Source organism: Methylobacterium sp. E-025 (assembly GCF_022829705.1).
Classification (GTDB): Bacteria; Pseudomonadota; Alphaproteobacteria; order Rhizobiales; family Beijerinckiaceae; genus Methylobacterium.
This window is the reverse complement of record NZ_JAKSYR010000052.1, coordinates 40,373-62,157: the sequence shown is the minus strand read 5'-3', so window position 1 is coordinate 62,157 and position 21,785 is coordinate 40,373. Positions and strand designations below refer to the sequence as shown.

The following is a 21,785-nucleotide window of genomic DNA, read 5'->3' as shown; positions in this document are numbered from 1 at the left end:
AGAAAGAGAGGCGGCAGGCTTGTTCGGCCCGCCGCCTTCCGGGACTTAGCGCTGCACGGTCACGGCGGTGTTTCGGTAGCCGAACTGGGCGGTGACGGAGCTGTTGGAGACGTTGCCGGCGCTGGACTGCGAGGTCATCGCGTAGTTGGCCGCACCGACCTGCACCGTCTGCTGGGTGTTGGCACCGATCATGTTCTGCGGGCCGGTGGTCTGGAACGCATTGGCGGTGTTGTTGTAGCCGGCCTGCACGATCAGCGAGCCGTTGATACCGATGCCATCGGCCAGCGGATTGGCGATGGTGGTGCCCTGGGCGGTCAGCGCCTTGTTCTTCGCGCCGATCTGCAGCGTGGCGGCGCCGTTGCCGTTGAGCGCCAGCGAATTGTTGCTCTGGCTGGTGACGGCGGCGTTCTTGTCGCCGAGCTGGACGGTGCCCTGCAGGTTCGAGCCGTTCTCCTGGCCGACGATCGCGGTGTTCTGCGAGCCGATCTGGGCGACGGTCGAGTTGTTGGAGGTCGGCAGGAGGCTGACGCCCTTCTGCGAGGTCAGGGCATTGTTGCCGCCGCCGATCTGCGTGGTGGCAGCGGTGTTGGTGAAGCCCTTGAGTTTGCTGGCCTGAGCTGTGACCGAGACGTTGTCGACGCCGACCTGGAGGGTGTCCTGGCCGTTGTTGCCGCCGATCTGGGTGGCGAGCGAGACGTTGCCGAGGCCGAACTGCTCCGTGGTGGAGGCGTTCGCGCGCGACTTGGCGCCACCGCTCTGGTTGGTCAGGGCGAAGTTGCCGACGCCGACCTGGAGCGTGCTCTGGGCGTTGTTGCCGTCGGTCTGCCCGACGAAGGCGCCGTTGTTGGCGCCGAACTGGGCGATGTCGGAGCTGTTGCTGCCGGCGGTGGCGCTCTTCTGAGCGACGACGGCGGAGTTGCCGGCGCCGACCTGGAGCGTGCCCTGGCTGTTGTTGCCACCGTCCTGGCTGATGGCGGCGCCGTTCTTCACGCCGAACTGCGAGGTGGTCGACAGGTTCGTGCCGTACTTGCCGCCGGTCTGGGCGAGCGCCGTCATGTTGCCGGCACCGACCTGCAGCGTGTCCTGACGGTTGCCGCCGCCGGTCTGGCCGATGACGGCATCGTTCTTCACGCCGAACTGCGAGGTGGTCGACAGGTTCGTGCCGTACTTGCCGCCGGTCTGGGCGAGCACGGTCATGTTGCCGGCGCCGACCTGCAGCGTGTCCTGGGCGTTAGCGCCGTTGGTCTGGCCGATGACGGCGCCGTTGGCGAAGCCGAACTGCTGGACGAGCGAGGCGTTCGAGGCCGCGCCGGTGCCGGCCTTGGTCTGCGAGGATACCACCGAGTTGCCGGCGCCGACCTGCAGGGCGGTCTGGGTGTTGTTGCCGTCGGTCTGTCCGACGAGGGCGGTGTTGCCGGTGCCGAACTGGCCGGTGGTGGAGGTGTTGGTGCCTGCGCTGCCGCCGGTCTGACCCGAGACGGCGACGTTGCGGACACCGACCTGCAGCGTCTGCTGGGTGTTGTTGCCGCCGGCCTGGCCGACGAGGGCACCGTTGCCGAGACCGATCTGCGTGGTGGTCGACGTATTCTCGCCGAAGGTTCCGCCGGTCTGACCGATCACGGCCGAGTTGACGGCACCGATCTGGAGGCTTCGCTGGGTGTTGTAGCCGTCCTTCTGGCCGATGAGAGCGCTGTTGCCGAGGCCGAACTGAGCCGAGGTAGAGTCGTTCGCGCCCTTGGCGCCGGCGGTCTGGGCGGTGACGTTGACGTTGCCGGCGCCGACCTGAAGCACGCTCTGGGTGTTGTTGCCGTTCGTCTGGCCGACGACGGCGTTGTTTCGGGCCCCGAGCTGGACGATGCCGGACTTGTTCTGGGTGCTCTTGGCGTTCGCCTGCGAGGTCAGGGCCCGGTTCTTGACGCCGGCCTGGACCGTGCTCTGCGTGTTGTTGCCGCCGGCCTGGCCCGAGAGCGCCTCGTTGTAGGCGCCGACCTGCGCGATGAACGACTCGTTATCGGCCGCGAAAACGGCCGTGGAGCTCGCGAGAACGAGCACCAACGCTGCTGACGTCTTCATTTGGAGATGCCTACTCTATCCGGGCGGGTCGCTTTGAAGTTGCAACCACTGTGGAGCATCGAACGATTCGCTGCCCTCGGATCGAGTTAATGTCACGTTAACCAATCAACGGCAAGTGAGGTTGTTAAAATTCAGTTAACGATGCACATCCTCCTTCGTTCCACGCTTCTTCGACGATCGCGCGACTGCGGCGAGGGCCTGGAAGAATGGGGATTGAGGTATTTCAGGCTGCCGCCCGCCGCCGCAACTCCGAGATAGTTGATGCGATGGTATTTGGCGGACATATCGGCCCCTGAGCGATGCCGATTCGGCCATCCGCTTCTCTGGCATCGCGAGACGAACTCGATGGGGCGGCGATCGATTGCCCCCTCGCGTCGCAGCGCCGGCGGAAGATCTGCATTTATCGTTCCGTGCGGTCCCTGCTCGGAGCGACCGCTCTCGAGGCCCCTGGCCGAGACACCGAGGGCGGCGTCGCGACCAGGCTGGTTAATGGGGCGATCACGAATTGGCCCTACACGGGAATCCCGAATCGTAGAGGGGCCCGAGACATGATCCGCTTCGCGCAAGTCGCAACGTTCGCTGCATTGATCATCCCCGGTGCGACCCCGATCCTTGCTGCCGAGGCCTATGTTCCACAGGCCGCGATCGCCCAGGCCGGCGACGTCCCCGTGCGACTCCCGGCAAGCCCGCTCCTGGCCGCGCCCGTGACTCTCGCCTCCGCCCAGGCCACCGCCGCGAGCCGGCCGGCAGGCAACACGGCGCAGGTCGTGCAGATCGGAAGCTATAACAATGGCATGGTCTCGCAGACCGGCATGGGAAACGTCGCCGCGCTCAATCAGCAAGGGCAGGGCAATGTCGCCGTGATCTCGCAGACCGGCCGCTCGCGCTGAGATTTCATGACCACGATCGTGTATCGACGATTTCGTCCGTCCGAATCGTGACTTGATGCGACCTATTCCGTTTGATGGCCGTCTCGGGGCAACGGTCGTCAAAAGCGCTTCGGACCTTCCACATCTACGCTAGAGTGCGGAGCGGATTCCCGGCGTCTGAAGATCGCGGCTCGTGTAGGCGGCGTTCCCTAAGCTAAATCAATGCGATTTTCGCGAAACGTGTGATTCAGGTGGACACGCTTGAGAACCTTCTTGCAGACCCAGGGATTGTGCGGCTAGAAGCCGTCCTTGGTCCACGCGAACTGCCGAACAGGCGGCTGTTCGGCACCCAAGACTTCGTGCGATGGCTAGATGGGCAAGTACGCCAGCAAGAACCGTCGCCAAGCGGAGCCGAAACGACACCACTCGAACAGATCGACGACCTCTTTCACCGATATTCGACGGGCGGCTTCCTGGCTCATCGCCGGGAATTTCGTTGTGTCAAACTCGAAAAAAATCCTGTATGGGAATTAAAGACCGTAGACGTTCGAATATTCGGCTGGTTCCCGGCAAGAGACTGCTTCGTGTGTGTTTTTGGAGATTTTGCTGATCGCGTAAAAGATCACGATCTCTATCGCGGCTATCGCCTCGAAATTCGGCGGATGCGACGCGAGATGGGGATCAAAGAAGATCTTTGCGGGATGGGGGGGGCGCCGAGTGACGTCATATCATTTTAGGACCAACGGCCGGTCCCGATCGGCGGGACGCCTGATCGGTCGCGTGCGCAGCGAGCTGCTCCAGGCCTTGCTGGAAGAACGCACGGCATCGGGCGCCTCCATCCAATCCGTCGCCGACAAGCTCCTTCTCGAGCGCTCGGTCATCAACGGCCAGCTTTCCGGGCATCAGCAGCTCTCGCTTCGACTGATCGCCGATCTGGCTTGGGCCCTGGATCGCGAGATCGTCTTCGAGATCCGCAAGGTCGAGCGGCAGGCGGGCCAGAACTCTCCCCCGGAAGTGTCCACGGCGATGTCTCGCGCACCGACCCTGGTCGGCGTTTCGCGCACCCTGACGTCGACGCTGCCGCCCAGCCGCCAGATCCACGTGCGACCTCGGCAGGCGAGGCAGAAAAGCGCCTCCACATGAAGCGCCATGGATTCTCGATCTTCTGCGACGACATTCGTAACGAGGTGGGCGGAAAGCTGAGCTTCATCGGGTGCTACAATTCGGTCATGTTCGCCTCTCCGGACATGCCGTTCATCCTGCCGAAGTTCTGCATCCATACGCATGTGATCTCATCGGCCGAGCACCCGCTCTCCTCCGTCCTGCTACGCTGCTACGTGCCCGGCCTCGAGGATCCGATCATCGAGGAGCCGGTGGAGACGCCGCCTATCGCCGAGCAGCGGAAGCTCGTTTCCGCGCTCGAATCCGGCAGCACGGCGCCGCGATACATCGTGGCGTCGGCGAGCCTGATCCTCTCGCCTTTCGAGATCTTGAGCACGGGCCTCATCAGCGTCCGCGCCGTCCTGGGCGACATGGCGGAAGAACTCAGCCTCGGATCGTTGAGGGTGGTCGTCGCAGACTAGGTGTTTGATCCCACGGTGTGGTGATACGGTTGAGCACCATGCTGCCAGCGATGCGCTCTGGCCCAGGTTCTTCATGGAAGGCCGAGGCGGACTTGTCGATCGCGATGCCGAGCGGAATCTTCCGCGGATCGACCAAGTCAGGATCGATGCTCGCGGCCTCGATGCGGCCACGGAGCACCGCGGTCCTTCCTGATGCGAGGCGTTGGTCTTCGAGCGGTGTCCTGAGCCATTTCTCGGCCCTCCAATTCACGATCTCAGATGGGGATCGGGATGCGGACCCGACATCGAGGGCTGGCCAAAACCTCGATCCCGGCGCGCGCACGGACTCCGAATGACCCCGATCGCGGTTTTTCCTCCCCACGGTCCCAGCCTTCTGGCCTACTCCTCTCTTGCTGTGGTCGAGGGTCTCGCACGATGAGGTCGGCGACGGCTTGGTCGTGCACCGTGATGGGGAACCGCGATCATCTGCAGCGCTTGGCCTTCCTGCCGGCATGAGGTCCGGCGGGAGAGCAGCATGTCGAGCGACACCCACAAGCATCAGGAACTGCTCAGCGCTCTGAAGGCCGCGCAGGGCAAAGGCGACGGCTCCTTCGAGCAGGCGGTGACGAATGCCTTCGAGCACGTCTTCGAGCACCTCGATCGACTGAACTCGCACGTGTCGCTCGGCGGACCGGAGGGGGACGAGCGTCATCTCAAGACCGGTGAGTCGCCGACGCTGCGATAAGCTCCGGGCCCTGACTTCCGATTCGGAGTCAGGGCCGTCGTCGCGGCCTTCCTCTCGATGGCGCCGGTCGTCATGCGACGTGATCGAGCCCAGGGCCGGCAGCGAGTTCGTCGACCAGGATGCTCACGATCCGCATCGGTCGGTCCGTCGTCGGTCGCCTCGCACAGGATGGCGAGCGGGGACGGCCGCACGCCGGCGGCGCGAAGATCGCCGAGGATCCCTGCCGACCAGGGCACTCGGAACCATCGGGGTGTGCGGCTGGTCCAGCGCAACGGCTATCGTGACCGGGACTGGCAGACGCGGGCCGGGAGCGTCGAACTGCGCATTTCGAAGCTGCGGAGAGGCTCGTGCTTCCCATCTTTCTTGATCGCCTCGGCGGCGGTGATCGTGAGCACCGACGGCCGGCGCGAGGTGCGCGGCATGGATGTCGGCCCCTCCGAGGCCGAGACGTTCGGGACAGCCTTCCGCAAGCTCGCCCGGCGGGGGCTGCGCGGGGTCAAGCTGGTGATCTCGGACGCCCACGAGGGCATCAAGGCATCGGTGGCCCAGGTGATGAGCGCAACCTGGCAGCACTGCCGCGTCCATTTCCGGAGGACGGGGCCCGCCCAGGCCGGCCGCTCAGGTCTTCGATGCGCTTTGCGGGGCCCTGATTCCTCGGGGCGCGTTCGAGCCACGGTCCCGCGGTCAGCCTAAAGACTTCAAACGACGGACGATGCGGTCCGGGCGGCCTCCGGACTCACCCCCAGGCGCCGCTCCGCGCGCGGGCGCGCATGGCCTCGATGAACAGGCGGACGCTCGGCAGGTGCGCGCGGCTGGCATCGAACAGCAGGTGGATCGGCACGGGCGGCGGCGCGTGCGCGTCGAGCACGCTGCACAATCGGCCCGCGGCGAGCCCCTCGGCCGCCTGGTAGCTGAGGACGTTCGCGAGCCCGAGCCCGGCCGCGGCGGCGGCCAGCTGGGCATCGATCGAGGTCACGGTCAGCCGCGGCGCGACGGCGACGCCCTGCGACCGCGGGCCGAAGCGCCAGTGGGAGCCGGTTCGGACGTTGTCGCCGGCGATGATGTCGTGCTCGGCGAGCGCCTTCGGGTCGGCCGGCCGCCCGCGCGCGGCGCAGTAGGCCGGGCTCGCGACGATGACCTGCCGCACCGTGCCGAGGGCGACCGACCTGAGACGGCTGTCGCGCGGCTCGCCGATGCGGACCGCCACGTCGATCCCCTCCTCGACCAGCCGGATGTTCCGGTCGAGCAGCATCAGCCGCGCCGACACCGGCCGGTGCCGGGCGAGCAGGTCCGCCACCACGGGGAGGACGTGCAGGCGGCCGAAGACGACCGGCGCCGTGATCTGCAGCTCGCCGTGCGGCGCCGCCTGGCGCCCCATCACGACGTGCTCGGCATCCTGCAGCCGCATCAGGATCTCGCGGGCGCGATCCAGGAGGGCGGCGCCCTCCTCGGTCAGCGCCACGCTGCGGGTCGAGCGCCGGAACAGCGGCACGCCGAGATGCCGCTCGAGGGCGGCGATGGTCCGCGTCACCGCAGGCGGCGAGTGGCCGAGGTGGCGGGAGGCGGCCTTGAAGCCGCCCCGCTCGGCCACCGCGACGAAGGTGGTCAGCGCCGCGAAGCGGTCCACGCGATCATTCCCGAAAACGAAATTCTGAACTGCGAAGGTGATGGATTATCGCCGCCGCGTGAAGCCGCTACCTCTCCGGCATGCCCGGTACCTACTTCCACCACCTGTTCGGCGAGACGGCGCGCACGCTCCAGGCGCGCGCCGGCTCCCGCGCCAGCTACGCCAGGCGGGAGGCCGCGTCCGCCGACGGGTGCGATGCGCTGACCGAGCGCGAGCACGCCTTCCTGCAGGCGCGCGACAGCGTCTACCTGGCGAGCGTCGGCCCCGAGGGCTGGCCCTACATCCAGCATCGCGGGGGGCCGGCCGGCTTCGTCCGGTCGCTGGGCGAAAACCGGATCGGATTCGCCGACTATCCCGGCAACCGGCAGTACATCTCGCAGGGCAACGTGATCGAGCGCGGCCGGGTGGCCCTGTTCGCGATGGACTATCCGGCCCAGCGCCGGCTCAAGCTCATCGGCCACGCGCGCATCGTCGCGGCGGCCGAGGATCCCGATCTCGTCGCGCGGGTCTCGCATCCCGCGGCGCCGCCGGCCGTGGCCGCGTTCCTGATCGACGTGGTCGGCTTCGACTGGAACTGCCCGCAATTCATCGCGCCGCGCTTCACGCGCGCCGAGATCGAGGCCGAGCTCGGGCCGCTGCTCATCGAGAACGCGAACCTGCGCGCCGAGCTGGCGCGCCTCAAGGGAGCCTCCGCATGACCGAGCCGTCGACCCGTGGCGTGCATCACGTCGGCCTCGCCGTGCCGGACCTCGACGCCGCCGAGCGCTTCTTCGTCGACGCGCTCGGATGGCGCGTCGCCGGCGGCGTGCCGTCCTACCCCGCCGTGTTCGTCTCCGACGGCGCGATCCTCGTGACGCTGTGGCGGATCGCCGATCCGGAGGCCGCGGTGCCGTTCGACCGCCGCGCCAACGTCGGGCTGCATCACCTCGCCCTCAAGGTCGCCGACCGCGCGGCGCTCGCCGCCGCCTACGACCGGGTGCGCGGCCATCCGGGGACGACGATCGAGTTCGCGCCCGGTCCGATGCGGGAGGGGTCCGAGACGCACCACTTCATCGGCACGATGCCGGGCGGCGTGCGCCTCGAATTCGCCACGGCGTAGGACCGTTCCTGTCGCCAGCCCGGCTTTCACGTCGACGCCTTGCACTCTCGGACCGAACGGCGGGAACCTCGTCCCATGGCCTTGCCGACGCCTGCCCGGCCTCGAACGCTTCCGCACGGCGATCGCGCTGGCGCCGACGACAGACGGACGGCCCGGCGCGCGGTCGCCTCGGCCTCCTGCGCCAGCCTGATCGGGATCGGGCTCGCGCGGTTCGCCTATACGCCGCTGCTTCCGGCGATCATCGACGGCGGCTGGTTCGAGGCCTCGACCGCGGCCTATCTCGGGGCGGCCAACCTTGCGGGTTATCTCGCCGGCGCCCTGCTCGGGCGGCCGCTCGCCGCCCGCACCCGCGTTCCCGTGGTGCTCCGCGCGATGATGGTGGTGGCGACCGCGGCGTTCTTCGCCTGCGCCTACCCGCTGAACGTCGCGTGGTTCTTCGCCTGGCGCTTCGCGTCGGGCTTTGCCGGAGGCGCGCTGATGGTGCTGGCCGCGCCCGCCGTGCTTCCGCACGTGCCGCCGGGCAAGCGCGGCCTCGCCGGCGGCCTGATCTTCATGGGCATCGGCGTCGGCATCGCGGCGTCGGGGACGCTCGTCCCGCTCCTCCTGCGCGGCGGCTTGCAGCAGGCCTGGTTCGGCCTCGGCGCGCTCTCCTGCCTGCTCACCGTCATCGGCTGGCGGGGCTGGCCGTCCGACGCTCCGGCGGCAGTTCGGCCGGTTGCCGGTGCCGAGCCGTCGCGCGCGCCAGGCCGGGCGGCGCTGCGGGCGCTCTACGCGGAATACGCGCTCAACGCGGCCGCGTGGGTGCCGCACATGCTCTTCCTCGTCGACCTCGTCGCGCGCGGCCTCGGGCAGGGCATCCAGGCCGGATCGCACTATTGGGTGCTGTTCGGGCTCGGCGCGACGGTCGGCCCGATCCTCGTCGGGCACCTCGCCGACCGGACCGGCTTCGGTCCCGCGCTCCGGCTCGCCTTCCTGGTCGAGGCCGGCGCGATCGCGATTCCGGCCCTCGGCCTCGGCCCGTCGTGGCTGATCCTGTCGAGCGTCGCGGTCGGCGCCTTCGTCACCGGAACCGTGCCGCTCATGCTCGGCCGCATCGGCGAGCTCCTGCCCGGGGAGCCGGAGCGGCAGAAGGCGGCCTGGAGCGTCGCCACCGTGGCGTTCGCGCTGTTCCAGGCCGGCGCCGCCTACGGGCTGTCCTTCGTCTTTGCGCACACGGCGGGCAACTACACGCTGCTGTTCGCGCTCGGCACGTCCGCGATGGTGCTGGCGCTCGCCATCGACCTCGGCACGGCGCTGGCGACGCCGCGCCCCGCCTCCCCCGCCCGTCCCTGAGGCTGGCGCCCGAGTCCGGCGGAGTTGAGCGTCCGTGCCGCATCGCAGCCGTGCCGAACGCGGGGCGAGCGGCGCCGCCGCACGATCTCGCGGCGATCGCTCAGCCCGAGGCTTCGTTCGCTCCCGGTTCGATCGACGGCGGGTCGGGCTCGCCGGCGACCGCGATGGGCAGGCCGGTCGCGCCGGCCGCCGGCGCGGCGGCGAGGCTCGCCAGGTCCAGCCACGCCGCCATCAGGCGGAGCTCCCCGAGCAGCCGGTCCATGGTGCCGGGGGGCGCATCGGGCTCCAGGTGCACGCGCTGGACGACCAGCACGCCGATCCGGCGGTTCGCCTTCAGGTCGACGCGGGCGACGAGCGCGCCGTCCATCAGGAAGGGCAGGACGTAGTAGCCGTGCTCACGCTGGTGGGCGGGCGTGTAGATCTCGAGCCGATAGCGGAAGCCGAACAGCCGCTCGGTCCGCGGCCGGTGCCAGATCAGCGGATCGAAGGGCGACAGGAGCGCGGCGCCGTCGAGCCGCCGGCCGAGCCGCGCCTCCCTGTGCCGGTAGGCCGGCTGCGGCCAGCCGCGGACCCGGGCCGGAATCAGCGTGCCGTCCTCGACCAGCTGCGCGATCGGCAGGTGCGCATCGGCGGGCGCGAGGCGATAATAGTCGCGCAGGTCCTGCGCCGTCGCGATGCCGAGCGCCCGCGCCGCGCGTGCGATCAGCTCCCGCCGCGCGTCGATGCCGCTCGGGGTCGGATGCGCGAGGACGGCGCGCGGAAGCACGCGCTCGGGCAGGTCGTAGACGCGCTCGAAGCTGCCGCGACGGTGCGTCGAGGCGACGAGGCCGGCCCAGAACAGCCATTCGAGCGCGTGCTTGGCCGCACTCCACACCCACATGCCCTGCGAGGCCCGGTTGCCCGCGACGTCGGAGGCGGCCAGCGGCCCCTCCGTCTCGATGCGGGCGAGGAGGGCTTCGGCTTCGCCGCGCCTGTCCCCGGCGAAGGGTTCGAGCCGCCGCCATAGGCCGCGGCCGGCGAGGGCCCGGGCCATGCGCCAGCGCAGCAGGGGGTGATGGTCGACTGGCAGGAGCGAGGCCTCGTGCCCCCAATATTCGAAGAACCGCTTCGGCCGGTCGGCCGCCAGGGCGTCGAGGAGCCCGCGCTCGTAGGGGCCCAGGCGCGAGAACAGCGGCAGGTACTGGGCGCGCACCAGCACGTTCACGCTGTCGATCTGAAGCAGGCCGAGCCGGCCGATCTCGTTGCGCATCCGCGCGGCGGAGACGGGTCCCGCGCGCCGGCCCGCGGCGAAGCCCTGGGCGACGAGGGCGATGCGACGGGCCTCGGAGGCGGAGAGGTCTGCCGTCAGGGCCGGCCTCCGGACAGGGGCGGCACGAGGCCCGGCAAGGGCCGCACGGAGTTCGGGAGCTGCGCCGCGTGCACTACGCGGCCTTCGGCGGCAACCCGTCGGCGCCGTTTTCGCCCTGCCGCGCGTGGACGAGGGTGCGGATCCGCTCGCGAACCTCCGGGGTGACTGGGTTGTAGACGATCATGCCGAGATCCGGTCTTCCGTCCACGGCGAAGGCCGAGAACTCCAGCTCGATCGGGCCCAGGACGGGGTGACGGAGCCGCTTGACCCCGTCTCCGTGGGCGTGGACGTCGTTCTCCCGCCACAGGGCGGCGAAGTCCGGGCTGGTGCGGCAGAGCTCGTCCACCAGCTCGCCGACCTCGGAGGCCGCGCCGGCCCGCACCGCGTCCGCCCGGAACGCGCCGACCACGAAGCGGGCGACGCTGTCCCAATCCTGCTGCGCCGTCCGCACCCGCGGGTCGCCGAACATGCGGCGCAGGATGTTGCGCTCGCCGGGTGGCAGCGGTTCCCAGTTGGTCATCACGACGGCGGCGGCGCGGTTCCAGGCGACGACGTCCCAGGTCGCGGTCTTGATCAGGGCCGGGCTGACCTCCAGCGTGTCGAGCAAGCGCTGGAGGCGCGGCGTGATCCCCTCCTGCGGCCGGTAGCGGACCTCGGGCGGACGCCCCAGCGCCAGCATGAAGACGTGCTCGCGCTCGGGCTCGGTCAGCATCAGCCCGGCGGCGATGCGGTTCAGCACGTCCGCCGATGGCGCGCCGCCGCGCCCCTGCTCCAGCCAGGTGTACCAGGTCGCGCTGATGTTCGAGCGCTGGGCGACCTCCTCCCGGCGCAGGCCCGGCGTGCGACGGCGGCCCGAGAACCCGAGGGCGGCCGGATCGAGCTTGGTGCGCCGATCCCGCAGGTAGGCGCCCAGCGAGGGTTCGGAACGGGCGGGCATGGCGATCCTGTTGGGACGTATACCGGGATACGGTCACGACTTTAACGGGATCGGCGGCGGGCCGACAAGGGGCGCTCTGATCACAGCGGAGTGCATCGCATGCGCATCTTCCTCACCGGCGCCACCGGCTTCATCGGCTCGGCCATCGTCCCGGAACTGCTCCGGTCCGGGCATCGGGTGCTCGGGTTGACCCGCTCGGAGGCCGGCGCCCGCAAGCTGATCGAGGCCGGGGTCGAGCCGCATCGCGGCACCCTTGACGACCCGGACAGCCTGCGCCGCGGCGCCGCGCAGGCCGACGGCGTGATCCACACCGCCTTCGACCACGACGACTTCACGAACTTCGTCGCCAATTGCGACAAGGACCGGCGGGCGATCGAGGCCCTGGGGGCCGCCCTTGCCGGCTCGGATCGGCCGCTGCTCATCACCTCCGGTGCGGGAATCGGGAGCCCCGACGACGGCGGCCCGGCCCGGGAGGACGTCTTCGACCGCGCGCACCCGAACCCGCGCATCGCCTCCGAGCTCGCCGGGGCCGCACTGCTGGAGGCGGGGGTGAACGTGTCGGTGGTGCGGCTTCCGCAGGTGCACGACACGGTCAAGCAGGGGCTGATCACCTACCTGATCGACCTCGCCCGGCGGACCGGCGTCTCGGCCTATGTCGGCGACGGCGCCAACCGCTGGGCGGCGGCGCCGGTCCTCGACGTCGCCCGGCTCTACGCGCTCGCCTTCGCGCGGCGGGAGGCGGGCGCCCGCTACCACGCGGTCGCCGAGGAGGGCGTCGCCGCCCGCGACATCGCGCAGACCATCGGCCGCGGCCTGAAGCTGCCGGCGGTCGCCCTCGCGCCGGAAGACGCCGCCGCGCATTTCGGCTGGCTCGCCGCGTTCGTCGGCCTCACATGCCGGCCTCCAGCGCGCTGACGCGGGCCCGGCTCGGCTGGCACCCGACCGGCCGGGGCCTGATCGAGGACTTGGAGCGGATGGACTATTCCCGGCCGCCCGCCTGAGGCGCCCGAGGCCTTCGCCCGTCAGGACGACAGCGTGCGCAGCTCCCCGCGGGCGATGCCGAGCGGCGTCCGCACGAGCAGCCACAGGATGACGGGGGGGCAGCGTCAGGAGCACGAGGGCGGCGGCGTCGGTCGGGAGCCCGGAGCCCGGTCGACACGGCCTCGGAGGATGGCGCGATCGCCGCGTCCCGGACGACCTCCGGCATCGACGGTCTCCCCTCGCGCTCACGCGCGCCGCACCCGCGATTCACCAGGGCTGCCGGAAAAGGCGCGCGAAACCGGCCTGCGCGCAAGGTCGGCGACCGGCAGGGCGCGGATGCGCTGCCCGGTCAGCGCCGCGATCACGTTGAGCACGGCGGGGGCAGCCCGGGCGCGCCGACGCCGCCCGTCGGCGCGCCGCTCTCGACGATGCGCACGTGCACTGCCGGCCTGTGCTCGCGGCGGATCGGGTCGGTGTGGTCGTTCCGCGACTGCCGGGCGCCGTCGCGGTAGACGATCTGCTCGAACAGCCCCGAGGACAGGTCGAGCGCCGCCGGCACCTGGGCCTGCGCGTTTCGTTTGCGAAACCCCGCCGGTCACCTACACTCCGATCCGAGGCGTGCGAGCCCCGGGCCGGAGTTTCCATGACGCGTATGGTCGAGCGGGGCGGCTTCGAGCGGAAGGCGGGCGAGCGCGCCGACGCGTCGGCGGTCGAGACGCGGCGCGGGGCGATCGTCGCCGCGGTGCGCCAGCGCGGCTTCGTGACGATCGAGGCCCTGGCGAGCCAGTTCGGCGTGACCGTGCAGACGATCCGGCGCGACCTCAACGAGCTCAGCGCGGAGGGGCGGCTCGAGCGCTACCGGGGCGGCGGCGGCCTGCCGTCCAGCGTCGAGAACATCGACTACGCCGACCGCCGCACCACGCTGCTGTCCGAGAAGACCCGGATCGGCCGGCTGGCGGCCGGCCGCATCCCGTCGCACTGCTCGGTGTTCCTCAACATCGGCACCACGCCGGAGGCGGTGGCGCGCGAGCTCGTCCGCCACGACGACCTCAGCATCATCACCAACAACCTCAACGTGGCGGTCGGGCTGGCGGAGGCGACCGACTTCCGCATCGTCGTGGCGGGCGGCACGATCCGCAACCGCGACGGCGCCGTCCTGGGGCAGCTCACCTGCGACACCCTCAGCCAGTTCCGGGTCGACGTGGCGGTCATCGGCATCAGCGGGATCGACGCCGACGGCGCCCTGCTCGACTACGATTACGAGGAGGTGCGGGCGACGCAGACCATCCTGGCGCATGCGCGCCAGACCTTCCTCGTGGCCGATCACACCAAGTTCACCCGCCGCCCGATGGTCGAGGTCGGGCGGCTGGAGCAGATCGACACCTTCTTCACCGACCGCGTCCCGCCGCCCGAGATCGTCGCCCTGATGGAACGCCACGGCGTCGCCCTCGCGGTGGCCGACCAAGACGAGCCGTAGCGAACATCGCAATTTTCGCTTGCGAAAATCCTAAGATAAGGTAATATTCTGCCGACCCGGGCATCGGCCGGGGAGGGAGGCGACTCATGACGACGGTCTCGAACGTGCGGGCGCTGGGCGCCCCCTACGACCTGCTCGTCATCGGCGGCGGCATCAACGGCACCGGCATCGCCCGCGACGCGGCCGGGCGTGGCCTCTCCGTGCTGCTGTGCGAGCGCGGAGACCTCGCGGAATTCACCTCGTCCTCGAGCACCAAGCTGATCCACGGCGGCCTGCGCTACCTCGAATACTACGAGTTCCGCCTGGTGCGGGAGGCTCTGGCCGAGCGCGAGCGCCTGCTGCGGCAGGCGCCGCACATCATCTGGCCGCTCCGCTTCGTGCTGCCGCACGACGCGGGCCTGCGCCCGGCCTGGATGCTGCGGGCCGGCCTGTTCCTGTACGACCACCTCGCCCGGCTGCGCACCCTGCCCGGCTCCAAGATGGTTCGCTTGCGAACATCGCCGGTGGGCGCACCGCTTCAGGACCGGCTCACGAAGGGGTTCGTCTATTCCGACTGCTGGGTGGAGGACAGCCGCCTCGTGGTTCTGAACGCCATGGATGCGCGGGCCCGCGGCGCCGAGATCCGCACCCGCACCGGCGTCGAGTCGGCGCGCCGGGTCGACGGGACGTGGACGGCGACCCTGCGCGACGCCGTCACCGGGCGCACCGAGACCGTCCGGGCGAAGGCGGTGGTGAACGCCGCCGGCCCCTGGGTGAGCGCGACGCTCGGCGGAACGCTCGGCGTGAACAGCCGCGCGGCGGTGCGGCTGATCAAGGGCAGCCACATCGTGGTCGCCAAGCTCTACGAGGGCGATCAGGCCTACATCCTGCAGCAGCCCGACAAGCGCATCATCTTCGCGATCCCCTACGAGCGCGACTTCACGCTGATCGGCACCACCGACGTCCCCTACGCGGACGAGCCCGGCCCGGTGCGGATCTCAAAGGACGAGACGCGCTACCTCTGCGACTGCATCAACCGCTCGTTCGCCAAGGCGATCGGGCCGAAGGACGTGGTCTGGAGCTATTCGGGGGTGCGCCCGCTCTACGACGACGCCGCCGCCAACGCCTCGGCGGTGACCCGCGACTACGTGCTCGACGTCGACGATGCCGGCGGGCAGGCGCCGGCGCTCTCGGTGTTCGGGGGCAAGATCACCACCTACCGCCGTCTCGCCGAGCACGCGATCGAGAAGATCGCGTCCCACTTCCCCGGCCTGAAGCCGGCCTGGACGGGCGAGGCGACCCTGCCCGGCGGAGCGATGCCGGAGGCGGATTTCGACGCCTTCCTCGCCGCCTTCGCCCGCGAGGCGCCGTTCCTGCCGGCCGAGACCGCCCGGCGGCTCGCCCGCGCCTACGGCACCGAGGCGCGGGCCATCGTCAAAGGCGCGCGCAGCCTGGCCGACCTCGGCGAGGCGTTCGAGGGCGGCCTGAGCGCGGCGGAGGTCGACTACCTCGTCCGCTCGGAATGGGTCCGCACGGCGGAGGACATCCTGTGGCGGCGCTCGAAGCTCGGCCTGCGCACCAGCCCGGACGGGGCCGCGCGGCTCGCCGCCTACCTGACGCGAAAGGCGGAAGCCGCCTGAATCAAGGTGCGCGGCGCGGAACCGGCGCGAAGACCGGTCCGCGGGAGACGATCGACCCACGGTCCGCAAGGGAGGAAGACAGCCATGTCCCAGTATGTCGGCGCCATCGACCAAGGCACCACCAGCAGCCGCTTCATCGTGTTCGACCGCGAGGGGCGCATCATCGTCTGCAAGCAGCGCGAGCACGCGCAGATCTATCCGCGGCCCGGCCATGTCGAGCACGATCCGATGGAGATCTGGCGCAACACCCAAGGCGTGATGCAGGACGCCCTCGACGGCGCCGGGCTGACGCCGAAGGACCTCCTGTCGATCGGCATCACCAACCAGCGCGAGACCACGCTGATCTGGGACAGGCGCACCGGCCAACCGCTCCACAACGCCCTGGTCTGGCAGGACACCCGCAACGACCGCCTCGTCACCGAATATGCCCGCGACGGCGGGCGCGACCGCTTCCGCGCGCTTACCGGCCTGCCGCTGGCGAGCTACTTCTCCGGGCTGAAGCTGCGCTGGCTCCTCGACCACGTCGCGGGCGCGCGGGAGAAGGCGGAAGCCGGCGACGTGCTGTTCGGCAACATCGACACCTGGCTCGTTTGGAACCTGACGGGCGGCCCGGACGGCGGCCTCCACCTCACCGACGTGACCAATGCCAGCCGCACCCAGCTGATGTCCCTCGAGACTCTGGCCTGGGACGACGGCATGCTCTCGGCCTTCGGCATCCCGCGGGCGATGCTGCCCGAGATCGTCTCCCCTCGCAGGTCTACGGCGAGACGCAGGTGCCGTTTTCCGGCGTGCCGATCGCCGGCATCCTCGGCGACCAGCAGGCGGCCCTGTTCGGCCAGGCCTGCTTCCAGCCGGGCGAGGCCAAGAACACCTACGGCACCGGCTGCTTCGCACTGATGAACACCGGCGAGACGCCCGTACCCTCCACCTGCGGCCTCGTCACCACGCTCGGGTACAAGCTCGACGGCAAGCCGGCGGTCTACGCGCTCGAGGGCTCGATCGCGATCACCGGCGCCCTGGTGCAGTGGCTGCGCGACAACCTGCACATGATCCAGGACAGCGCCGAGGTCGAGAGCCTCGCCACCACGGTCGCGGACAACGGCGGCGTCTACTTCGTGCCCGCCTTCTCGGGCCTCTACGCGCCGCACTGGAACGAGGGCGCCCGTGGCCTGATCATCGGCCTGACCCGCTACGCCAACCGCGGCCACATCGCCCGCGCCTGCCTGGAGGCGACCGCCTTCCAGACGCACGAGGTGCTGGAGGCGATGGAGAAGGATTCCGGCATCCCCGTGCGCGAGCTGCGCTCGGACGGCGGCATGGTCGCCAACGTCACCCTAATGCAGTTCCAGGCCGACATCCTCGACGTGCCGGTGGTGCGCCCGCGGGTCACCGAGACCACGGCACTCGGCGCTGCCTACGCGGCGGGCCTCGCCACCGGCTACTGGCGGAGCACCGACGACCTCGTGCGCAACTGGGGCGTCGACCGGCGCTGGGTGCCGAACATGGACGCGGGCGAGCGCCGGCGCATCACCGCCGCCTGGGGCCGCGCCGTGAAGCGCGCCTTCGACTGGGACGAGCAGGAGGATTGAGGCCGCCGCCTCGACCGCTTCCCATCCCAGACACTCTCGGAGGACATCCCATGACGTCGCCGTTCCTGGGCGAGCTTCTCGGCACGATGGTGCTGATCATCCTCGGCAACGGGGTCGTTGCCGGCGCGCTGCTGCGCGGCTCCAAGGCTGAGGGCGCGGGCTGGATCGCGATCACCGCCGGCTGGGCCTTCGCGGTGCTGGCCGGCATCTTCGTCGCGACCGCGACGGGCAGCCCCGACGCACACATCAACCCGGCGGTGACGATCGCCGGTGCGATCACGTCCGGGAATCCGAGCAAGCTCCTGGTCTACGTGCCCGCGCAGATGATCGGCGCCTTCCTCGGCGCGACCGTGGTCTGGCTGCACTACCTGCCGCACTGGGCCGTCACCGAGGATCAGGGCCTGAAGCGGGCCTGCTTCTGCACCGATCCGGCGATCCGGCAATCGGCCGCGAACTGGACGAGCGAGATCATCGGCACCTTCCTGCTGATCCTGATCGTCAGCGCCCTGCTGTCGCGGACGGTGGGGGCTTCCGGCAACATCCCGACGGGGCTGGCGCCCTACCTCGTCGGCATGGTGGTCTGGGGGATCGGCCTCTCGCTCGGCGGCACCACCGGCTACGCGATCAACCCGGCCCGCGATCTCGGGCCGCGCCTCGCCCATGCGGTGCTGCCGATCGGCGGCAAGGGGCACTCGGATTGGGGCTACGCCCTGATCCCGGTCGCCGGCCCGGCGATCGGTGCGGTGCTCGCGGCGCTCGCGATCCTGCTGATCGGCGTCTGACGGCCGGCGCCTATTCCACCGTCACCGATTTGGCGAGGTTTCTCGGCTGGTCGACGTCCTTACCCATGACGACGGCGGTGTGGTAGGCGACGAGCTGGATCGGCACCGCGTAGACGATCGGCGCCACCGTCGGGTCGAGGTCGGGCATCGTCACCGTGGCCAGGGTGTCGAGCCCGTGCTCGGCCGCGCCCTTGGCGTCGCCGATCAGCACGATGCGCCCGCCGCGGGCGGCGACTTCCTGCATGTTCGACACGGTCTTCTCGAACACCGCGTCGTGGGGGGCGATCACGATCACCGGCACGCTCTCGTCGATCAGGGCGATCGGCCCGTGCTTGAGCTCGCCCGCCGCATAGCCTTCGGCATGGATGTAGCTGATCTCCTTCAGCTTCAACGCGCCCTCCATCGCCATCGGGTAGCTCGTCCCGCGGCCGAGGTAGAGCACGTCGCGCGCCTTGGCGATCTCGCGGGCCAGCCCCTCGATCTCGCTCTCGCGGGCGAGCGCGTCGGCCATCAGGCCGGGCACGGTGATCAGCGCGTCGACGAGGCGGCGCTCCTCGGCCGCATCGATGGTGCCGCGCGCGCGCCCCGCGGCGATGGCCAGGCACAGCAGCACCGTGAGCTGGCACGAGAACGCCTTGGTCGAGGCCACGCCGATCTCGGGGCCGGCGAGCGTCGGCAGCACCACGGAGGATTCCCGCGCGATGGTCGAGGTCGGCACGTTGACGACGCAGACGCTGTGCTGGCCCTGGGACTTCGCGTAGCGCAGGGAGGCCAGGGTGTCGGCGGTCTCGCCCGATTGCGAGATGACGAGGGTCAGCCCGTCCCGCTCCAGCGGCGCCTCGCGGTAGCGCGCCTCGGAGGCCACGTCGATCTCGACCGGCAGCCGCGCGATCTGCTCGAACCAGTAGCGGGCGACGAGCCCGGCATAGAAGGCGGTGCCGCAGGCGGTGATGTTGAGGCGGGACAGCTTGGAGAAGTCGAACGGCAGCGGCTCGGGCAGCGCGACGCGGCCCTGGGCGAGGTCGACGTAGTGGGAGAGCGTGCGGCCGACGACTTCCGGCTGCTCGTGAATCTCCTTGGCCATGAAGTGGCGATGGTTGCCCTTGTCGATCCGGTAGGCCTGGGTCGCGATGGTCTGGCGCGGGCGCTGGACCACCGTGCCGTGGATGTCGCGGATCTCGGCGCCGGCGCGCGACAGGATCGCCCAGTCGCCCTCCTCCAGGTAGGTGAGCGCGTCGGTGAACGGCGCCAGCGCCAGCGCGTCCGAGCCGAGATAGGTCTCGCCCTGGCCGAAGCCGATGGCGAGCGGCGCGCCGTGGCGGGCGCCGATCAGCAGGTCGTCGTGACCGGAGAACAGGAAGCCGAGCGCGAAGGCGCCGCGCAGGCGCGGCAGGCAGGCGGCGACCGCCTCGACCGGCCCGAGGCCCTGGTCCATGGCGTGGCTGACGAGCTGGGCCACCACCTCGGTGTCGGTCTCGCTCTCGAAGCGGACGCCCGTGGCCTCGAGCTCCTGCTTGAGCGCGCGGAAGTTCTCGATGATGCCGTTGTGCACGACCGCGAGCCGCGCGGTGGCGTGGGGGTGGGCGTTGGTCTCGTTCGGCCGCCCGTGCGTCGCCCAGCGGGTGTGGCCGATGCCGATCGCGCCCGCCAGCGGCTCCTCGCGCAGGCGCGCCTCGAGGTTGACGAGCTTGCCCGACGCCCGCCTGCGCGCCAGGCGGCCCTGCTCCAGCGTGGCGATGCCGGCCGAGTCGTAGCCGCGGTATTCCAGGCGCCGCAACGCCTCGATCAGCGGACCGGCCACTGCCCCGTTACCGACGATGCCGACGATGCCGCACATGCTGGGTTGTCTTTCGTATCGCCCGGTGGACCGGCGGCTTGTACCGGATCGGCGCGGCGCGAGGCCAGCCCTCGGTGGCTACGCAGGGCGGGCATCAGGAATCGGGCCAGTGCCAGCCGAGAGATGAGGGACCGGCGCGGCGTTTTGAAGAGGATCAGGATTTCCCCGCGCGCGCCGCCTTCTCCGCCCGCAACGCCGCCCGCTTCGTCTCGGCCCAGCCCGGCTTCGTCGCCTGGCGCCCGCGGGCGACGGCGAGCGCCCCGTCGGGCACGTCGTCGGTGATCACCGAGCCGGAGGCGACGAAGGCGCCGGCCCCGACCGTGACGGGGGCGACGAGGGCCGAGTTCGATCCGATGAAGGCGCCCGCCCCGATCGTGGTGCGGTGCTTCGAGACCCCGTCGTAGTTGCAGGTGATGGTGCCGGCGCCGACGTTGGCGCGGGCGCCGACCTCGGCGTCGCCGAGATAGGTCAGGTGCGCGGCCTTGGCGCCCGGCCCGAGGCGGGCGTTCTTCAGCTCCACGAAGTTGCCGATGGTGGCGCCGGCCTCCAGAACCGCGCCGCCGCGCAGGCGGGCGAACGGGCCGACGCTGGCGCCGGCCTCCAGGCGCACGTCCTTCAGGTGCGAGAAGGCGTGGATCACGCAAGCGTCGTCGACGCGGACGCCGGTGTCGAACACCACGTTGGGCTCGACCAGCACGTCGCGCCCGAGGATCGTGTCGTGGCTCAGGAACACCGTCTCGGGGGCGACGAGCGTCGCGCCGCCGAGCTGGGCGCTGCGGCGCAGGCGCGCCTGGATCGCGGCCTCGGCGACGCCGAGCTGCACCCGGTCGTTGACCCCTTGCGCCTCCGCCTCCGTCACCGGCACCACCGCGACGGAGAGACCGTCGCCGATCGCCAGCGCCACCGCGTCGGGCAGGTAGTACTCGCCGGCGGCGTTGTCGTTGCCGATCCGCTCGAGCAGCGCCAGCGCGTGGGCGCCCGACAGCGCCATCAGGCCGGCATTGCACAGGCGCACCGCGCGCTCCTTAGGCGTGGCGTCCTTCTCCTCGCGGATCGCGACCACGCGGGTGCCCTCGGTGAGCACCCGGCCGTAGCCGGCGGGCGCCTCGGTCTCGAAGGCCAGCACCGCCACCGCCGCGCCCTCGGCCAGGGGCGCCCGCAGCCGCGCCAGGGTCTCGCCGGTGATCAGCGGCGTGTCGCCGAACGCCACGATGACGTCGTCGCCCTCCCCGCCCTCGCCGTTGCTCAGGACCGCCCGCGCCGCGAGCACCGCATGCGCGGTGCCGAGGCGCTCGACCTGCGGGAAGACCTCGGAGCCCGGCGCCAGAGCCTCGATCTCGCGGGCGACGTCCGCGCGGCCGGGCTCGGCCACCACGGCGATGCGCGCGGCGCCGGCCGCCTGCACCGCGGCGAGCACGTGGCCGAGCATGCTCCGCCCGGCGAGGCGGTGGAGCACCTTCGGCAGGTCGGAGCGCATCCGCGTGCCCTTGCCCGCGGCGAGCACGATCGCGGTGAGGCTTCGCCGTACGGGGGCCGGTGTCGTCATCGCGTTCAGGTTCCCGGGGACGCTCGCTGGTGCCGACCGCCCTGATCGGCGGCGACGGGATGAGGGGGACCGGATTAGCCGATCGCGCCCGTCCGGCAAAACGGCGCGTCCCGCGCGCATCGTCCGGCCCGCAAGCGCGGCCTCGATCACACAGGGGACGGAATTCGCCATCGTCGGCCGACCTTAACCGAGGGTTCAGGTGCCGGGATGGTACGAGGGGCCGATTGTTGCGAACCGTTTCCAAGGTCTCGCTGTTTCCGATCCTATCGCCGACCCACCCGAACGAAGGGGCACGACGCTGCCGACCGATCCGCGCTCCGACGCCATCCGTGACCCCGTCTCGCGAGACCGTACCCGCCGCG

Annotated in this window: 19 protein-coding genes and 3 pseudogenes; 14 read left to right on the top strand and 8 right to left on the bottom strand. The window is 70.6% G+C overall.

What is annotated here, in order from left to right; translation table 11 throughout:
• Nucleotides 1-45 precede the first annotated feature (45 nt).
• Nucleotides 46-2,073, bottom strand: coding sequence for a beta strand repeat-containing protein (locus MKK64_RS04810; RefSeq protein ID WP_243932416.1), 2,028 nt, complete (start codon nt 2,071-2,073; stop codon nt 46-48).
• Nucleotides 2,074-2,621: 548 nt separating this feature from the next.
• On the opposite strand from MKK64_RS04810, the gene MKK64_RS04805 reads away from it, so the two are divergent.
• From MKK64_RS04805 to MKK64_RS04780, 6 genes and pseudogenes are all read left to right on the top strand, one after another.
• Complete coding sequence (locus MKK64_RS04805) at nt 2,622-2,963, top strand: hypothetical protein (protein WP_243932414.1); 342 nt, start codon at nt 2,622-2,624, stop codon at nt 2,961-2,963.
• Between the two features lie 230 nt (nt 2,964-3,193).
• The gene (locus tag MKK64_RS04800) at nt 3,194-3,679 is read left to right on the top strand and encodes a hypothetical protein (RefSeq protein ID WP_243932413.1); all 486 of its coding nucleotides are present in this window, start codon (nt 3,194-3,196) and stop codon (nt 3,677-3,679) included.
• Between the two features lie 43 nt (nt 3,680-3,722).
• Nucleotides 3,723-4,085: an XRE family transcriptional regulator gene (locus MKK64_RS04795; RefSeq protein ID WP_147843974.1), complete on the top strand. Its 363-nt coding sequence runs from the start codon at nt 3,723-3,725 to the stop codon at nt 4,083-4,085.
• Nucleotides 4,082-4,525 (top strand): hypothetical protein, encoded by a 444-nt coding sequence (locus tag MKK64_RS04790; RefSeq protein ID WP_147843975.1) that lies wholly within the window; start codon nt 4,082-4,084, stop codon nt 4,523-4,525. The genes MKK64_RS04795 and MKK64_RS04790 overlap by 4 nt, the downstream gene beginning before the upstream one ends.
• A 514-nt stretch (nt 4,526-5,039) precedes the next feature.
• Nucleotides 5,040-5,249, top strand: coding sequence for a hypothetical protein (locus tag MKK64_RS04785; RefSeq protein ID WP_147727535.1), 210 nt, complete (start codon nt 5,040-5,042; stop codon nt 5,247-5,249).
• Nucleotides 5,250-5,504: 255 nt separating this feature from the next.
• Nucleotides 5,505-5,879: pseudogene (locus tag MKK64_RS04780) on the top strand (transposase); the annotation flags it as partial.
• 106 nt (nt 5,880-5,985) lie between these two features.
• Here the strand turns inward: MKK64_RS04780 and MKK64_RS04775 are convergent.
• Complete coding sequence (locus tag MKK64_RS04775; protein WP_243932412.1) at nt 5,986-6,876, bottom strand: LysR family transcriptional regulator; 891 nt, start codon at nt 6,874-6,876, stop codon at nt 5,986-5,988.
• A gap of 80 nt (nt 6,877-6,956) precedes the next feature.
• Here MKK64_RS04775 and MKK64_RS04770 point away from each other — a divergent pair, with 80 nt between their 5' ends.
• From MKK64_RS04770 to MKK64_RS04760, 3 genes are all read left to right on the top strand, one after another.
• Entirely contained in the window at nt 6,957-7,574 is a 618-nt protein-coding gene (locus MKK64_RS04770) for a pyridoxamine 5'-phosphate oxidase family protein (protein WP_243932411.1), read from the top strand.
• On the top strand, nt 7,571-7,975 hold the full coding sequence (locus MKK64_RS04765) for a VOC family protein (RefSeq protein WP_147843978.1): 405 nt from the start codon (nt 7,571-7,573) through the stop codon (nt 7,973-7,975). Before MKK64_RS04770 ends, MKK64_RS04765 begins: the two co-directional genes overlap by 4 nt.
• A 75-nt stretch (nt 7,976-8,050) precedes the next feature.
• The gene (locus tag MKK64_RS04760; RefSeq protein WP_243932410.1) at nt 8,051-9,307 is read left to right on the top strand and encodes a YbfB/YjiJ family MFS transporter; all 1,257 of its coding nucleotides are present in this window, start codon (nt 8,051-8,053) and stop codon (nt 9,305-9,307) included.
• Between the two features lie 100 nt (nt 9,308-9,407).
• Here MKK64_RS04760 and MKK64_RS04755 read toward each other — a convergent pair whose 3' ends face one another.
• Together MKK64_RS04755 and MKK64_RS04750 are read right to left on the bottom strand one after the other, a co-directional pair.
• Nucleotides 9,408-10,655, bottom strand: a complete 1,248-nt coding sequence (locus MKK64_RS04755) for a winged helix-turn-helix domain-containing protein (RefSeq protein WP_409567881.1) — start codon at nt 10,653-10,655, stop codon at nt 9,408-9,410.
• 73 nt (nt 10,656-10,728) lie between these two features.
• Entirely contained in the window at nt 10,729-11,592 is an 864-nt protein-coding gene (locus tag MKK64_RS04750) for a helix-turn-helix transcriptional regulator (protein ID WP_243932408.1), read from the bottom strand.
• A 99-nt stretch (nt 11,593-11,691) separates the two neighbouring features.
• On the opposite strand from MKK64_RS04750, the pseudogene MKK64_RS04745 reads away from it, so the two are divergent.
• A pseudogene (locus MKK64_RS04745) lies at nt 11,692-12,593 on the top strand (SDR family oxidoreductase).
• A 225-nt stretch (nt 12,594-12,818) separates the two neighbouring features.
• Here MKK64_RS04745 and MKK64_RS28225 read toward each other — a convergent pair.
• Both MKK64_RS28225 and MKK64_RS28220 read right to left on the bottom strand, forming a co-directional pair.
• Entirely contained in the window at nt 12,819-12,947 is a 129-nt protein-coding gene (locus MKK64_RS28225) for a hypothetical protein (protein WP_313898890.1), read from the bottom strand.
• Entirely contained in the window at nt 12,935-13,132 is a 198-nt protein-coding gene (locus MKK64_RS28220) for a hypothetical protein (RefSeq protein ID WP_313898889.1), read from the bottom strand. Before MKK64_RS28220 ends, MKK64_RS28225 begins: the two co-directional genes overlap by 13 nt.
• An 84-nt stretch (nt 13,133-13,216) precedes the next feature.
• On the opposite strand from MKK64_RS28220, the gene MKK64_RS04735 reads away from it, so the two are divergent.
• From MKK64_RS04735 to MKK64_RS04720, 4 genes and pseudogenes are all read left to right on the top strand, one after another.
• Nucleotides 13,217-14,050, top strand: a complete 834-nt coding sequence (locus MKK64_RS04735) for a DeoR/GlpR family DNA-binding transcription regulator (RefSeq protein ID WP_243932407.1) — start codon at nt 13,217-13,219, stop codon at nt 14,048-14,050.
• 86 nt (nt 14,051-14,136) lie between these two features.
• Entirely contained in the window at nt 14,137-15,669 is a 1,533-nt protein-coding gene (gene glpD / locus MKK64_RS04730; protein WP_243932406.1) for a glycerol-3-phosphate dehydrogenase, read from the top strand.
• A gap of 84 nt (nt 15,670-15,753) precedes the next feature.
• Nucleotides 15,754-17,258, top strand: a pseudogene (gene glpK / locus MKK64_RS04725) (glycerol kinase GlpK).
• Nucleotides 17,259-17,308: 50 nt separating this feature from the next.
• Entirely contained in the window at nt 17,309-18,040 is a 732-nt protein-coding gene (locus tag MKK64_RS04720) for an MIP/aquaporin family protein (protein WP_243932405.1), read from the top strand.
• A gap of 10 nt (nt 18,041-18,050) precedes the next feature.
• Here MKK64_RS04720 and glmS read toward each other — a convergent pair whose 3' ends face one another.
• Together glmS and glmU are read right to left on the bottom strand one after the other, a co-directional pair.
• Nucleotides 18,051-19,877, bottom strand: a complete 1,827-nt coding sequence (glmS, locus tag MKK64_RS04715; protein WP_243932404.1) for a glutamine--fructose-6-phosphate transaminase (isomerizing) — start codon at nt 19,875-19,877, stop codon at nt 18,051-18,053.
• Nucleotides 19,878-20,031: 154 nt separating this feature from the next.
• A complete protein-coding gene (glmU, locus tag MKK64_RS04710; protein WP_243932403.1) occupies nt 20,032-21,423 on the bottom strand; it encodes a bifunctional UDP-N-acetylglucosamine diphosphorylase/glucosamine-1-phosphate N-acetyltransferase GlmU in 1,392 nt (463 codons plus the stop codon).
• Between the last annotated feature and the right edge of the window lie 362 nt (nt 21,424-21,785).